This window comes from Verrucomicrobiales bacterium (genome assembly GCA_016793885.1).
Lineage (GTDB): Bacteria > Verrucomicrobiota > Verrucomicrobiia > Limisphaerales > UBA11320 > UBA11320.
The window spans coordinates 126,777-141,345 of sequence record JAEUHE010000236.1 but is presented as its reverse complement, the minus strand read 5'-3'; the positions used below and the strand labels follow the sequence as shown (position 1 = coordinate 141,345).

Annotated in this window: 9 protein-coding genes; 2 read left to right on the top strand and 7 right to left on the bottom strand. The window is 59.6% G+C overall.

Annotated features, from left to right (window positions below; all coding sequences use genetic code 11):
- Positions 1–174: 174 nt before the first annotated feature.
- The 7 genes from JNN07_26170 to JNN07_26140 form a co-directional block, all read right to left on the bottom strand.
- Positions 175–663, bottom strand: a complete 489-nt coding sequence (locus tag JNN07_26170; GenBank protein MBL9171246.1) for a DUF3592 domain-containing protein — start codon at positions 661–663, stop codon at positions 175–177.
- A 59-nt stretch (positions 664–722) separates the two neighbouring features.
- The gene (locus JNN07_26165) at positions 723–2,204 is read right to left on the bottom strand and encodes a hypothetical protein (protein MBL9171245.1); all 1,482 of its coding nucleotides are present in this window, start codon (positions 2,202–2,204) and stop codon (positions 723–725) included.
- 424 nt (positions 2,205–2,628) lie between these two features.
- Entirely contained in the window at positions 2,629–3,819 is a 1,191-nt protein-coding gene (locus JNN07_26160) for a hypothetical protein (protein MBL9171244.1), read from the bottom strand.
- A 391-nt stretch (positions 3,820–4,210) separates the two neighbouring features.
- Entirely contained in the window at positions 4,211–6,250 is a 2,040-nt protein-coding gene (locus tag JNN07_26155) for a hypothetical protein (GenBank protein ID MBL9171243.1), read from the bottom strand.
- Between the two features lie 216 nt (positions 6,251–6,466).
- Positions 6,467–8,224: a PAS domain S-box protein gene (locus JNN07_26150; GenBank protein ID MBL9171242.1), complete on the bottom strand. Its 1,758-nt coding sequence runs from the start codon at positions 8,222–8,224 to the stop codon at positions 6,467–6,469.
- Positions 8,225–8,532: 308 nt separating this feature from the next.
- Positions 8,533–9,300, bottom strand: a complete 768-nt coding sequence (locus JNN07_26145) for a glucose 1-dehydrogenase (GenBank protein ID MBL9171241.1) — start codon at positions 9,298–9,300, stop codon at positions 8,533–8,535.
- 25 nt (positions 9,301–9,325) lie between these two features.
- Positions 9,326–10,555, bottom strand: a complete 1,230-nt coding sequence (locus JNN07_26140) for an MFS transporter (GenBank protein ID MBL9171240.1) — start codon at positions 10,553–10,555, stop codon at positions 9,326–9,328.
- Positions 10,556–11,118: 563 nt separating this feature from the next.
- On the opposite strand from JNN07_26140, the gene JNN07_26135 reads away from it, so the two are divergent.
- The gene (locus JNN07_26135) at positions 11,119–13,443 is read left to right on the top strand and encodes a response regulator (protein MBL9171239.1); all 2,325 of its coding nucleotides are present in this window, start codon (positions 11,119–11,121) and stop codon (positions 13,441–13,443) included.
- A gap of 48 nt (positions 13,444–13,491) precedes the next feature.
- Positions 13,492–14,082 carry a hypothetical protein gene (locus JNN07_26130; protein ID MBL9171238.1) on the top strand — a complete coding sequence of 197 codons (591 nt, stop codon included), beginning with the start codon at positions 13,492–13,494 and terminating at the stop codon, positions 14,080–14,082.
- Positions 14,083–14,569 lie beyond the last annotated feature (487 nt).

The following is a 14,569-nucleotide window of genomic DNA, read 5'->3' as shown; positions in this document are numbered from 1 at the left end:
ACGGACTGGCAGTTCACTTCCAGTTGCTCTCCACGGTCACATTGCTGTGCCGCAGTTACTTTCAGTCACAGGCCTGGTGAACATAGGCCTGACAGGGACTCTCACCCTGCTATGTTGGTGCGCTTCACAGTCGCACTAGCGTCGTCCGTGTCGGACGATTACTTGGCCTCCGCATCACTTTTCAACGAGCTCGGGAGAGGCCTCCGGGCGAGCGTGGCGATTGGCTTCACGGGCAACTGCCTCACGACGAGTCAACCACCAGCCTAACGGTGCCAGCAGGACCATCACGCAGCCCAGTCCGCCGATGATCTGAAAGGGTAGGATGGCCATATCCCCGGCCATGCATCGTTCAGGATCATTGGGAAGGTAGCGCATCTGAACTCGCCCCGTCTCCACGGCCGGCCGATACGTCGATCCATCGACGTCCAGAGTCTTCGTGACCACCGGGCCCTGGGCTGGAGTGAACTCCACCGTGAGACTGTAGTGGGAGCTGCGTCGGGAGTATTGTCCTTGCTCATGACCTAGAACCTTCGCCTCGGCCACTACCCCCTCGCGAGCCAATGCCGAAATCAGCATCGTGTAGCTGAGGCCATAAAACGCGAGTCCTCCCCCCACGAGCAGGAGGAAGCAACCGGTGAGCGCAGCCTTGATATTCGTCGCCATACGCCCAGGAGATCGGATGTTTTGGACAGCGACTAAACCCCTACCCCCACCTTTCCAGTCTATCGGGCCGGATCCCAGATCCCAGCTGGATTGGCCAAAAAGTAGTAATTGGGATCTATCAACGCGTCATCCAGCGGGAGACATGGCCATACGGGTAGAGAACGCAGCGTTCCCGGCATAACCTGACCGAGACAGTCCCCGACGCCGTTGACTCCAAACAGCTCGGGGTACAGGACACTCGGCAGCCGCCGTGAGATATCCAGCAGCGCCGGCACATCGTAAACCCCTCTTTGCCCTCGAACGTCTCGCCCATAGTCCTCCTTGGCATACTGCAACGCATCCAACCCCGTCCAACGCCGCGAATCAAACGGTGTCGCCCTTCGAGCCCTCAGGAAAACCCGCGGCCGAAGTTCTCCCCCCAGCCTGAACACGAAGGGCTCACGCCTGATTCGCACATGAGACGGAGCATTGACCCCAGGATAGCCGCCGGCGCGAGTGACGAGAAGCTCCGCTGTCAGCCCGCTCATCGGCTCCACCCCTTGCCAGCCCCAACGGACCAAGTCCGCGGACGACTCGATGACATAAGTGCGCCCGGGAGCGCCGGATAGCCTCCAACCCGGTGGTTGGCTCGCCCCGACGCCACCCGCGTCTCTCTTGACGGGTTCTAGGACCGGAGGTCGCTCCTGGTTGACCACGTCGACGCGCGCGACAGCGCTGGTGACACTCCCTTCCGCATCCGTCACCACCACACGATACTCCCCCACATCCTGGGCGGACACAGACAACAGCGGCAGAACCGAGTTCGACGCTCCCGGTATCGGCTCATCGTGATGCAGCCACGCGTAGAGGAGCGGGTGTTCAGTTTCTATCCGGCTCGGAAGGGGAACTCCGAGGGCGACAACGTTCAGCAATCCGCTTTCACCGGCGGAAATCTGGACGTCGGATGGATTCTGAAGAATCACCGGTCCTCCGGCCATCTGCAGCCGGAAGGACACGGGTGCGGGGTTGGTGAGAACGCCGACCCCATAAATGAAATACCGTTGCCCCGCGATCACATGGTAGGCAAGTCCCTGGTATGGCAGTGAGAGCCAAGATCGGGTCGCCCAATATCGGGTGCGTTCATAATGGAACGGCGGAGGATGCAGCAGACCCAAAGCCGGGTGGGAGTCCGACGAGCGCATCATGTTGAACGCAGCGATCGACCACTGGAGCATTGGCTCGTCCGGGGTGGGAGCCATGGTGAGCACCACACTTCCGGACCGAGGCGCGGTCCATTCCCACCAAAGCGAACCGAAATGCCTCGATTCGAACCCGGTGAAGGGTAACATGCCGGGTTCAAATCCTGGCAAAGGTGGGTCACCGACCGATGCCTCAATCGTCGAATCGAGAAACCGGGCGGTGACGGCTATGGAATCGCCTTCCAGGACTGTTCGATCGGCAAAGTTATCGTTGGCCGGCGAAGCTGCAGGAGCCGTTCCCGCCAGGAGCATCCATGCCGTGCTGAGTCCAAGCCACTGTCTCGTCCATGAGTTGTGTGCCATAGGTTAACATTGTTTCCAAACGATCCTTCGGGACACAAGCCAGACCTTCTTCATCGATCACTGATCCAAGACATCGTCATGAGCGCTTCGGCCCGGAACCAGCGGGCGATCATCCCCCCGAAACCACTTCACGCCTGCCCCGGGATTCGACCGAGGCGGGTTTGAAGCTCAGTTCCCTTCTATCACCCCGGTCCATGAGGCCCGTCCCGTCATAGCTCACCAGACCGACGGGGGACTTGTCCCGCGGTAGCCTTGGCGGCGGCCGGATGGCAGGTTGGGAAAACGGTCGAGCTTTTTGCGACCTCCGTTGGAGCCAAGTTCCCGACCCCTGCGGGGTCACATAAATTAGCCGGGCGATCGCAGCGCAGCGAAGATCCCCGGACCGCACCCCCAAACACACCTCCGCACCCTGGCAGATTTGCAGCTACTCCTCGTAGCGGAGCACGATGGTGGACGCCACGACTCGGATCTCGGTGATTCGCAGCGCGGTGTCGGCGCGCAGCCGCCAAAAGGTCCGGTTGACAGGTAGCGAAACCGTTACCGTGTGGTCGACCGCATTGACGGCAGCGCTTGGTAGGGGTTCATAAGGCCCCTCGACATGGGCAGCCGCTTCCAAGGAGAGAGAACCGCGGACCGTGATCGCACCCGCCATGCCCGGGTGAAAAAGGCAGCGGTAGGAAAAAGTGCCCGGATTATTGAAGGTAACGGTGCAGGCGCTCGGAATGGCGTCATTGCCGCAGAACGGCTCGGCCGGCGTAGTCCCCGTAATGGTATGGAATCCAGTGGCGTGCAGAAAGACCACCGTGTCACCAACGTTTACGGTCAACTCGGCAGGTGTGAAAACGTTGGCACCGTTCTTCCCGTACTCGACGATGTGGGAGGCGCCGGGTCGCTTGATTACCCGCACGTTCACTGAGTAGGAATTGTCAGACTCGTTCGATTCATCGACCACACTGGTGTGGTCGGTGACCAGGGTGAGCACGTGCTCGCCGACCGGCAGCTGGCCAAGATTGTAGTCCTCAATCTTGTTGAAGGTATCTGGGGTCAGTCCTTCGTGAAACCACGAGGCTTTCGAAACACCATCCAGCACCAGCTCCGTGAAGAACCTGTTGGGAATGCCGGCGGTGAGTGAGATGTTCGCGATAGCCCAGTCAACCCAGATGTCCTGGTCACTAAAAAAATCAGGGTCGGAGATATTGCCCCCGGTGGATCGCGTCACGACCAGCCGGTCACTCCAGCCATTGAGACGAAAGGGTACGACATTCGGTTTCTCCACGGGCACATCCTCGACCGTGATTTTCCCTGTCATGCCCTGGCCGGTATGAAAAATGCATCGGTACGGGAAAGTTCCTGGTGTCGTGAACGTCCGCTGGCAGGAGATTGGGATTTGGCCATCGCCACAGAGCGGGTCCGTGCCCGTTCCGGTCACGGTGTGAAATCCACCCCGATTCGTGAACGTGACCGTGTCACCTACCTTCACCTTGAGGTCGGCGGGAGTGAAAGCGAAGTTGTTAAACTCAACCGTGTGAGAAGCGGCGCTGAGTTTTTGCGAACAACGGGGGAGAAAGACAAGGGCGGCCAGGAACATCCAGACAAATGGGTTTTGTTTTTTCATACTCTTGGTGGTTGAAAACGGTAGTTCTGAGTGCGGGCATGATAGGCTGATTCCCCTCGGCGACAAGTGCCAAAGGCGTGTCAAAAAGGACCGTATCTGCTTACGATGGTAGGGCGGGACTGGATCGCGGAGCCCTCCAATTGAGTTCTGATCTCGTTGAGTCCACGCGTCCCCCAGGCTCCGAAAACCAGTGGACCACTCCGCGGAGGGTCTAAGGTTGATAGACAACGCATCGACTCGCGGCGACGCAGCGTCGTCCGCGGTTCGCACACCTCGGGCCAGTCGGGGCTCAAACAGAGTTTCGCCCTACCTTGCCGCGAGAAGCGGAACGATCATCCGCCCCCATCTTTACTCAGGCGCTCAACCCACTGGGAATCACGGACCTCCTCCCTTACTCCCCTCGCAGCCGATAAAACGACGTGGTGTCGGTCCTCACCCGGAGTCGATAGGTGTCTCCATCCAGCGCGGCGACGTCGGCGACCGGTTGCCAATCGGACACGGACAGCGATGCGGTTCGCTCTAGCAAGAAGGCCTGGGCCGCAGCCGGCCAACTCAGTGCGGCCACACGGCCTGGTTCCGGACTGATCGCAAGCTGAGGCGTTTCTGAGGGTTTACAAACGGCCAGGAGGTTCTGGCTGGCCCGGGGGCCGCAAGGCCGGATCACGGCATAACGCACCCGGGTGACGAACACTTTGCCTGAGGAGATGAAACGCGGCCCCGCTTGCGGCCCTTGATTCACTCCGGTGAACTTGACGTCCGGGAGCTCCCAATAGGCAGTTCGCCAACCGCCAGTTCCCCGCAACCGTTCATACCCCACGGCTGGCAGAAAGGCGTAGGTGGGTCCCCCCGTCACCTCCGTGGCCCAGACCTGAGGTCCAAATGTCTGGCCCGCCAGAGCTGGGTCATCGTAATAGGTCGCGCACACTGCGAGCCGCGCGTTGTCCTGGGTTGAAGGTCCCAGTGCCTGACCGGTGATGGCGAAGTTAAATGTCGTATCCGCCGGCGGAGTGCCATCCTCCTGCGCTGCACGGACTGCCAACCGACGATCATTGTCCGGCCCGGCTTCGGCCACCACCATCTCTTGATCAAAGCCCGAGGTCCCCAAATCGAGACCATTCTTCAGGTCCTGGCCCAGATCCAACTCCACGTAGTCCCCGTACCCACCGTCACAAATCGCGGGATCCACGTAGCACTCGGCGAGCAGGTTCTGCCCGGCCAACGGATGCCCCGCCGTGCGGTAAACCTCGAATTCTACCCTCGAAACGGCCACGGCTCCCCCCTGTGCAACGAACCGAGGTCCTCCGGTGAACGCCCCGGTGCCGACTCCCTTCAGGTTGACCGCCGGGAGTGTCCACGAACGACGAATCCAGCGTCCCGTCCCGGCCAACGTTTGCAGCTGGCTCACCGGAAGCGAGGCGGTGCCGCCGACCGCATCGGTTGCATAGCTGTCCGGGCCGAAAACCACGCTGGAGCCGCCAAACTCGGGAGCATCATAAAAGTCCAGGCAGACCCTCATCGTCCGTGGCTCATTGCACGGAGCTCCGAGGAAGGCATCCGTGATTCCTAAGTTCAAGTACTGTCCCGTGGTTTTCACCGCCCGCCGCTGGTCTCCGAGCGGACCGATGTTTTCAACGGCCACCACGGTTTGGTCGCCGTCGTTCAGGACTTCCAAATGATTGGTCGTGCCAGCTTGGATATCGAGGCCCACCAGATTGGTGATCGGTTCCGGATCACAAGTGTCCGCAGGTAGGAAGAGATTGATCTGTTCGCGTTCCCCGAACGCTCCCTGTTCCCCGAACGCCACGACTCTGACGATCAGGTTGGGGATGACCTGCAACCGGATGGTCCCTCCATTGACGCCTCCGAATTCAGTGAACCCGGTCGCGCCCTCCGCCAGGGAACCGACGAATCGATTTCCGTCGGGGCGGATCCCGTTGGTGATGCGAAACAACACCCAATTCCATCGGCCGTTTTTTGCTTCCAACGGAATCGGTCCTCCGTTTTGCACGCTGAGGAACTGAGGAGGAACCGTGCCGAGTAGGAAGTCCACGCCGCGCAGAGCGCCCTGCGCATCGTAGAGCCCCGCGTCTCCGTAAACTTGCAGCAGGATATCGATGGTCTCGGTCTCAGCCCAGTCGCGCCATGACTTGTCCGCCACGTTGATGGTCACGCTCGTCGCTTTCCGTCCGGTATGTCCTCCGATCGTAATGGGCTCGGTCTGCTGGTCTCCGCCGGTGAGGATGCGAAGCTCGTTGGCAAGCCAGTTTCCGCTGGGAGCCTCCAGGCCTTCATCGGTGACCACGAAATGAACCCGCTTTTCAAGGTTGATTGTCGGGGGCCACTGTTCTGGATCGAACGGACCTTCCTGTGCTTCAGTGTGGAAAGTCCAAAGGACTGCGAAACCGGCGGCGAGGATGAATCTGAGTTTCATAAAGCAGCGTCTGTGTTCGAAGTGGTAGGGACAGACAATCACGCACCCGTTTCCGGGTACAGAGATCGGCTAGGCTTCACCCCTATTTGGACCGGTGAACAGATGCAGTCAATCTAGAAACGTGTAGTTGGACTCGCGATCCGATCCACGCCGATCGTGGCCGGACCTTCGTGAGCTTAGTGCCTTAGTGAGAGGCAAGCGGGAGGTTTTTAGGTCTCAGGCGGCGGCAGCGCTTTTGTTCGAACCGCTCTGGCTGGCTTGAGCGAGAGCCGCCGCCAGGGTTTCCGGACGGAGCAACGGGGTACGCAGGTTCAAATAGCCGTCCAACTCTTGCCCAGCCGGTTGGCACAAAACGATCCGTCCAGGTGCCACGTTCAGGTCGCTCCGCAACGATTCGACGCCCCGGTTGGCTTCCGAGCCCAGAGTGACAACCTGGAACAAGACCACATCGAACAGCCGACCTTCGCGCTCCGCCTCACGCCAACGCTCCATGGCTTCGGCGGAACTCTGGGCAGCCACACACTTCACTCCCCATCCCGCCAGCATGGCCTCAACGGCCTCCTGATGCGGAGCGGATGCGCTGATGGAGAGCACTCCGTTGGGTAGATGGAGCGACGGAGGAAAAGCGGCTTCGGGCAGGTCGATCGGGGAATCGGGCAGCGCGAAATCAAACCAAAAACAAGCACCTCTCCCCACTTCGCTTTCCACGCCGATCGTTCCCCCCATGATCTCAACTAACTGTTTACTAATGGCTAGCCCGAGCCCGGTCCCCCCGTACTTGCGGGTGGTTGAAGTGTCGGTCTGCGTGAACTTCTGAAACAACAGATGCTGTTTCGCCAAAGGAATCCCAATGCCGCTGTCGGAGACTCGGACTTGCACCCGGCCTCCGGCGGTGGGCTGGCCAACGCGGGGCAATACCCGAATTTCCACCCGGACATAGCCGGCAGAGGTGAACTTGATGGCATTGCCAACGAGATTGGTCAGGATTTGCCGCACCCGAGTCGGATCCGCCACCAACGCCAGCGGAGCGGGAGGGGCCACCAAAGCGATCTCGAGCCCCTTGCTGTAGGCCTTTGAAACGAGAAGCCCGAGCACCGCTTCGCAGGTCTCACGTAGATCGAAAGGCATCAACTCCAGGTTGAGCTTGCCTGCCTCGATCTTGGAGTAATCGAGGATATCGTTGATGAGCGTCAACAAGGATGCCCCCGATTGCCGGATCGTTCTAACGAAGTCCTTTTGGATGTCGGTAAGGGGCGTCTCGGTCAGCAAGTCGGTAAACCCGAGCACGGCGTTCATGGGAGTGCGGATCTCGTGACTCATCACCGCCAGGAACTCGCTTTTGGCCCGAGTGGCCGCCTCCGCGTTGGCACGCGAGCGTTCCAATTCCTGCTCCACCAACTTCCGCTTGGTAATCTCGGTCCGAATCCCTACATACCGAGTGATCTTCCCAGAGCCATCCCTAAAGGCCACGATGGTGGAGGAAACCCAATAGAGATGACCACCTTTAGCCCGATTGCAGATCTCACCATGCCATACCCCGATGCGAGCCAGTTCGGCATACATGTCCTTCCAGAACTCGCCGGGATGGTGTCCTGAATTCACGATGCTATGCTTGCATCCCAGTAGTTCCTCACGCGCATACCCGCTGACGTCACAGAACAGATCGCTCGCATAGGTAATTCTGCCAGCGGCATCGGTCTCGGACACCAGCGCATGCAGATCCAACGCGTGGCGCTGGAACTCCAACTCCCTCTCCACCGTCTGGCGCCGACGCGATTCCACCACCAGCCACCACCACAGACAGGGGGATAGTATGACCGAGAGCGCGCTCGCATCCACCACAGCCTCCAAGGCATGACTCATCGGCGGGAACCTGGACAGCACGATCATGACGCCAGCCTCCGCCAGGAAGACCACCAGGATGACCTTAAAGAAGAGTTTAACCGGCGAAACGGCTGGTGCGCGGGATCTCATGCGGCCTCCTCGCAGACACGACTTCGAATGTGAAACGGTCTCATCGATTCTAAGCTAAGGGCGATAGCACACCTTCTCGCCGATTCAACTCCGCTGAGCTGGATCGGTCTCGTCACCCCTTACTGAATATCGGCCGTACGGCCAAAAGGTTCAGCTAGCAGGCCGTCGGACTTAGAATATCGTTCTGCGAGGTGCCCGCCCGGGCTATTGGTAGGTTCTCGGTTTTTGTGGATGACGGCCTGCTAGCAATCACCCCGACTCGGAGTCGGGGTGAGGAAACCCAATCTGATTCCAGAGTCAGCCGCCCGCTACTTACCCGCACTCCAACCGCCATCGATGATGAAATCGGTACCTGTGATGAAGGAGGCCTCATCCGAAGCCAAATAGAGTGCAGCTGCTGCAATCTCGTCCGGGCGGCCCATGCGGCCCAGCGCTTGAGTCGAGGCCATCTCCTCATACGCCTTTTGGGGGTCGGGATATTCCTGGAGCCGAGCGGCCACGAAGGGTGTCTCCACGCGTCCGGGACAAATGCAGTTGATGCGGACACCGTCGCGGGCGTGGTCCAGGGCCATCGCTTTGGTAATCCCCACCACCGCAAACTTCGAGGCACAGTAGGCCAGTCGATCACGAATTCCAACTACCCCGCCGATCGAGGCCAGATTCACGATGACTCCCTGCTTACGCGAGAGCATCCCGGGCAGGAAAGCCTTCGACATATTGAAAACCCCCCGAACGTTGACCGCATGCAACCGATCCAGGTCGGCGGCGGTGGTTTGCAGAATGGTGCCTACGTGACCGATGCCCGCGTTGTTCACCAGAATATCCAGGCGACCTTGGAAGGCCATCACCTGCTGCAGCGCCCGGTTGGCGTCCGCTTCCTGAGCGACGTCGCACTCCACAAAGTCCCCGGCCCCGCCCGATTGCCAGATCCGAGCCAAGGTCTCGCGCCCGGCCTTTTCATCGCGATCCGACACGAAGACGAACGCCCCAGCTCGGGCATAGGTTTCCGCGATTGCGGCACCAATGCCACTGCCAGCGCCCGTCACCAAGGAGATTCGGTTCGTAAGAGAAAACATACGCGGTTTTGGGAAATGGAAGGCGTCAGGCTCGGCGGGTGGAGGTGTTGCTTGCAGCTGGCTCGTGCTTGAGCTGAGGCATCGTCAAGGCGATCAGGCAGCCGGGAATGAACAGGAAGCTGGCATACATCAAGGCTTCGCGATAGTCGCCAATGGCAGCCGTGCCCTTAATGGCGGGCAGAACACCGAATACCACGGTGCCAATGGCGGCGGCGATCCGGCCGATATTGTAGCAAAACCCAGCGCCGGTGGTGCGCAAGAGCGTGGGAAACAAGGGTGGAAGGTACATGGTAAAAAGGGCGAAGATCCCGTGGCAGGATCCGATGCCGACTAGGAACCACCACAACTCCGACAACGGACGATCCTTCGAGTAGCCCGCAAACATGATGGCAAAGTAGGCGGCGCACAGCAACGCGATGGCCCGCGGATAACCGATGAGCCTGGCCAAGGCCGCCGCCAGGAAATTGCCAAAAATGGACACCCCCATCACGACGAACATTGCCTGGCTCGCCAGCACGTTTTTCTGATCGGCGGTCCAAGTTTGAATCTCCGGCAAGTTTCGCAAGTGCACCACATACCAGAAAAGAAAGGCCCAGTGGGCGGTCAGAGTGACGGCACAGGTCGTGAGAGTGCGCAACGTGGTCGGAAGCACCGATCCTCGAAACAGGTCGACAATCCCCGGCTCCTTCTCCTTGGACGCGCGTTTGGCCTGGTGCCACTCTTCCGGCTCAGGAACATGACGTCGGATCCAAAGCGTCAGCAGGGCTGGAAGAATCCCTGCCAGGAATACAAACCGTTCGGTATGCTCCGCCTGCATCTCCTTGGAAATGGTGGCGACTAGCCAAACCACACCCGTGGCCAGCAGAACCCCCAGGTTTACCCCGGTCTGCAGAATGGCAGCCATCCAATGTCGCCATTGCTTGGGCCAGGTTTCAGAAATCAGGGAGGCCCCCACGGCCCACTCGCCCCCGATGCCCAACGCGGCCAAAAAGCGGAAGATGAGCAGATGCCACCAGGTCTGGGCAAAAAAGGACAGGCCCGTGAAAAGGCAGTAGGTTAGAATCGTGAGGTTGAGGGCACGGCTACGGCCGATCTTGTCACCGATGCGTCCGAAGAAACCTCCACCCAAAGCCCACCCCACCAGAAAAGCGGCCTGGATGATGGAGCTATATTGGCCAACAGCAGGATCCTTGGTGCTCTCCACGTGAAGCAGTTGAGTCACGAAAGGAATCGCCACGATCGTGTAGAGGTGCATGTCGAGGCCGTCAAACAGCCATCCTAACCACGCGGCGATCCCCGATTTCCACTGCTGGGGTGACAAATCCTTGAGTCGTTCCACCGGCCGGGGGGTAGATCCGGCGGCAGCAGACGAGTCCTGTGGTCCAGCGATAGGGGAGTTCACCCCTCTTTCTTAAGTGCGGACGGGACGCGAGGCGAGCGGAAATTTCTCTGTCACTTTCTGTCGCGCGAGCGGGTCTTAGAGTTTATGAAAGTGTTGATACTCTTGGTAGCGTGGTGTCTCTTACTGGTGCTTTGTTGGCCAGTGGCACTGGCGGCTCTAGTCCTCGCGCCAGCGGTTTGGCTGATTTCCATTCCCTTCCGATTGGTAGGCCTCCTGGTCGAAGCGATGTTCTCTCTACTCCGGAGCCTTCTGATTTGGAAGTGACAAAACAGCTCGAATAGGCTTTATTGAATCATCAAGCCGTAGACGGGTCGTGCTCCTCGGCTCACTGGCCGCCTCTCAGTCGTTTCACCCTGGGAGGGGCGGGATGCCAGGTTGGACGAGGAAGACATAGGCAATCCAGGGACCGGTATCCTATGCAAGCAAACGCTCCGACTGTAGAACCGCCGAGCCTGCACCTTTCAGATCTTCTGCTCGTCAATGCGAGGGAGGAGGATGCGGAGCTGTGGCTTCAACATCTCAAAGACTCGGGATGGCAAGGCAAGGCCACCCTGCTGACCAACCCGGCTGATATCCACGCGTCGTGCCAGCGACACATCTACCACGCCATCCTGCTGGATCAAGCTCACCCGCTGCTCACCTCGCATCTCACAGCCGAGCTTCTGCGCCGTCTCGGCGGACATCCGCCGGTCATCCTGGTCACCGACGCTCCAGGCGAAACTGGAGCGCTTGAGGGACTGGCTCATGGCGCCTTTGACTATGTGTTCCGTTCTTGCCTCAGTCGACTGCCCATCGCCACGCGGCGCGCCGTCGAGACCACGGATCTCAGGTTGAACCTGGCCGGGACGGACGATCAATTGGCGGAGGCAGAACAACGATTCCAAGCCCTGGCGGAACTCAATCCCGCGGGCATGGCTATCGAGAGCGCCGATGGCATCATGTATGCCAATCAGGCCTTGGCCGACCTGCTCAATGCGCCAACCCCACTCGATATTCTCGGCAAGAGTCTCCTCAGTTGGGTCTCCAACGAAGCCAGGGACTCCCTGCTGCAGCAACTGGGGCATCCCATAAGCTCGCAGGCTCCTCTGGTGCAGGATCTCACCCTCAGTACAGTTGACGGGGTTCCGTTGGAGGCGCGCCTGTACGCCACCGAGATCGGCTATCACGGCCAGCCCTCTCGACTCTACCTGCTGGAAGATCGACGCGAGCAGCGCCGAGTCGCAACCGCGATCTCCAACCTCGCAACCTTCGCTCAAGAAAACCCCAATCCCATTCTGATGTTTGGGTCGGACGGACGCCTCACTTACTATAACGACGCGGCGCTGGAAATGGCGAAATCCTTTGGTCGTGAGCATCCGGCCGCCTGCCTTCCGCCGCAGGTTCCAGCCCTGGTGGAGTCCTCGTTGCTGACTGGACAAAATCGCCTGCGAATCAATTGGACTCACAGCGGAAGAACCTTCTCGTGGTCGTTCTTCCCACATCGCTCCACCGGAGTGGTCCACGCCTTCGTCGTCGAGACCACCGAGCAGGTTAATCTGGAGGACCAGCTGCGACACTCCCAGAGGCTGGAGGGCATCGGCCGGCTGGCCGGCGGAGTGGCGCACGAGTTCAGTAATCTCATCACGGTCATTCGCGGACAAGCACAGCTGCTTGCCGACCTGGAAGGTCTGAGTCCCAAGGGCCGGGAGGCCATGCAGCAGCTTTTGCACGGGACGGAACGAGCCGCTGAACTCACTCGACAGCTGCAAACTTTCAGCCGACGGAACTACGTGGTTTCAGCCCCACTCCAGCTGAACGAGATTCTACGGAACTTCGGCGATTTGCTCCGTCGCACCCTCGGAGATCACATTCAGGTCGTGCTGGAGACGACCGAGCCCTTGCCTTTGATCGCCGGTGATCGAAATCTCCTGGAGCAGGTCCTGCTCAACTTGGCGGTGAACGCCCGCGACGCCATGCCTCAAGGGGGAGGCCTTACCCTGCAAACCTCGGTGGTGGATTATCCTCCGGACGGCTGCCGCTCCCACCCCGAGGCGCGCCCCGGCAGATATGTGCGAATCGCGGTGACGGATACCGGAGCGGGCATCGACCCTCGACTCCAGCCCTACCTCTTCGACCCCTTTTTTACCACCAAGAAGCGGGAGTCGGCCAATGGCCTGGGGCTGTCGACCGTCTATGGCATCGTGAAGCAACACAAGGGCTGGATCGAGGTTCGCAGCCAGCTGGAACAAGGCAGCAGTTTCCACGTCTTTCTGCCGGTTCTGGATCCGGTGCCGGAGATCGAGAAGTCCCCTGTCAAAGCCGCCGCGTGCCAGACTGGCCCCGGAAAGACGGTCCTGGTAGTCGAAGACGAACCCGCGGTCCGGTGGACGCTCAAGAGCATGCTGGAACACGAAGGCTATCACATCCTGGAAGCCTCAAACCCTTTGGAGGCGTTGGCCGTTTGGCGTGATCACCGTCAAGAGATCGACGTATTGCTCACGGATCTCGTCATGCCCAGCGGAATCAGCGGTCAAGAAATGGCCAAGCATTTTCAAGAAGCCAAGCCAGAGCTGATAGTCATCTACACCAGCGGCTACTGCATCGACAGCGTGGCGCGAGGGCTACCTCTTGAGTCGGGCGTCAATTTCCTTCAAAAGCCCTTCAGCGCCCGCGATTTTAGTTTCGCCTTGGCGCAGCAAGCGGGGGATCTGCGAGATCGCCGACCGGATACGCTCGAAGCAGATCCCGGGATCAGCGAATGACGGGCGGGATGACCGCCGACGCACGCACTGTTCACCGCCGCCTTTTTTATGAGAAAGATCGGGTTCTGGATGCAGGATCTGGATGACACGGAGCTCATCGCCCCACAGGAGATCTCGGGCTTACTGTCTGACGTTGATCTACCGGTAGTGCTCGCCTACTTGCGCTCAGGACAGGTATTTACTCGCTACCTGGGCGTGCCTTACTGCGATCTGACCGATGGCAGGTGGGTTTGGCCGGGGCAGTTCGACAACGATGTCGAAAAATATCGTATCTCTCTCCCTGAGGAATTCATTCGTGACGCGCACCGCGGCCAGCATCAGGATTTCGAACCAGAGAAAGGTCAGCCGGATAAAACCTTTTGGAAGGACTGGTGCAGCCAGAGGCGGCACCCCGAGTACCAAAAGCTTTTGGCAGAAGCTCGGCTGAAACGCGACCGCCGGTTTGAGAAGGCTCTAGCCATAGAGATACGGAAGATCGACAAGGCGATGGGAACCTCCAACAAGCCTTGTGCGTGGGCCGGATGCCAGCATCCCGCCACGAGTGTTTCGGCACTCTGCTCCTACCACATGATCGGGGAGGACGGGCTTCGACATCTGAGGGAAAGTTGTGGGCACCTTCCAGAATGGGAACCGGACTGAGACTCAGTGATCTGGTAAGAAGGATGGAGCTGGCGTGAAGGAAAAACGGTGTCTTGCCCTCATCTTCACCATCCAAAATGGGGACTAGACAAGCTGGGCAACGCCGGCTTTTCTCACTTTGTCGGCAAGGCCCGAACCCGCAGGGTTCAAAGAAATTTAGCCGGGGGTGCTCGCACCCCCGGATCTGTTAAAAGTACGGAGCATCGCGCAGCGATGCCACTGGCTTCTGAGACTTGCGTCAACCGCTTCAAGGAACCTAGTCCGTTCGTCAGCCCATTGGCCGACGGGTGGCAAGCCTTTCAGGGTGCTGTTCATTGGGGGGCCGACAGACCGGGGGTGTCGCTGCGCTCCACGCCCAGCTAATCTCTTTGAACCCTACGGGTTCTCGGCTTCGGAGAGTCTATGGAGCTGGTCTTCTCTGCCGCCGGTCCCGTCTCTGTGGTGCAAAATTTCCCACTCCCTCCTCATCTCCATTGACACCGCCGGA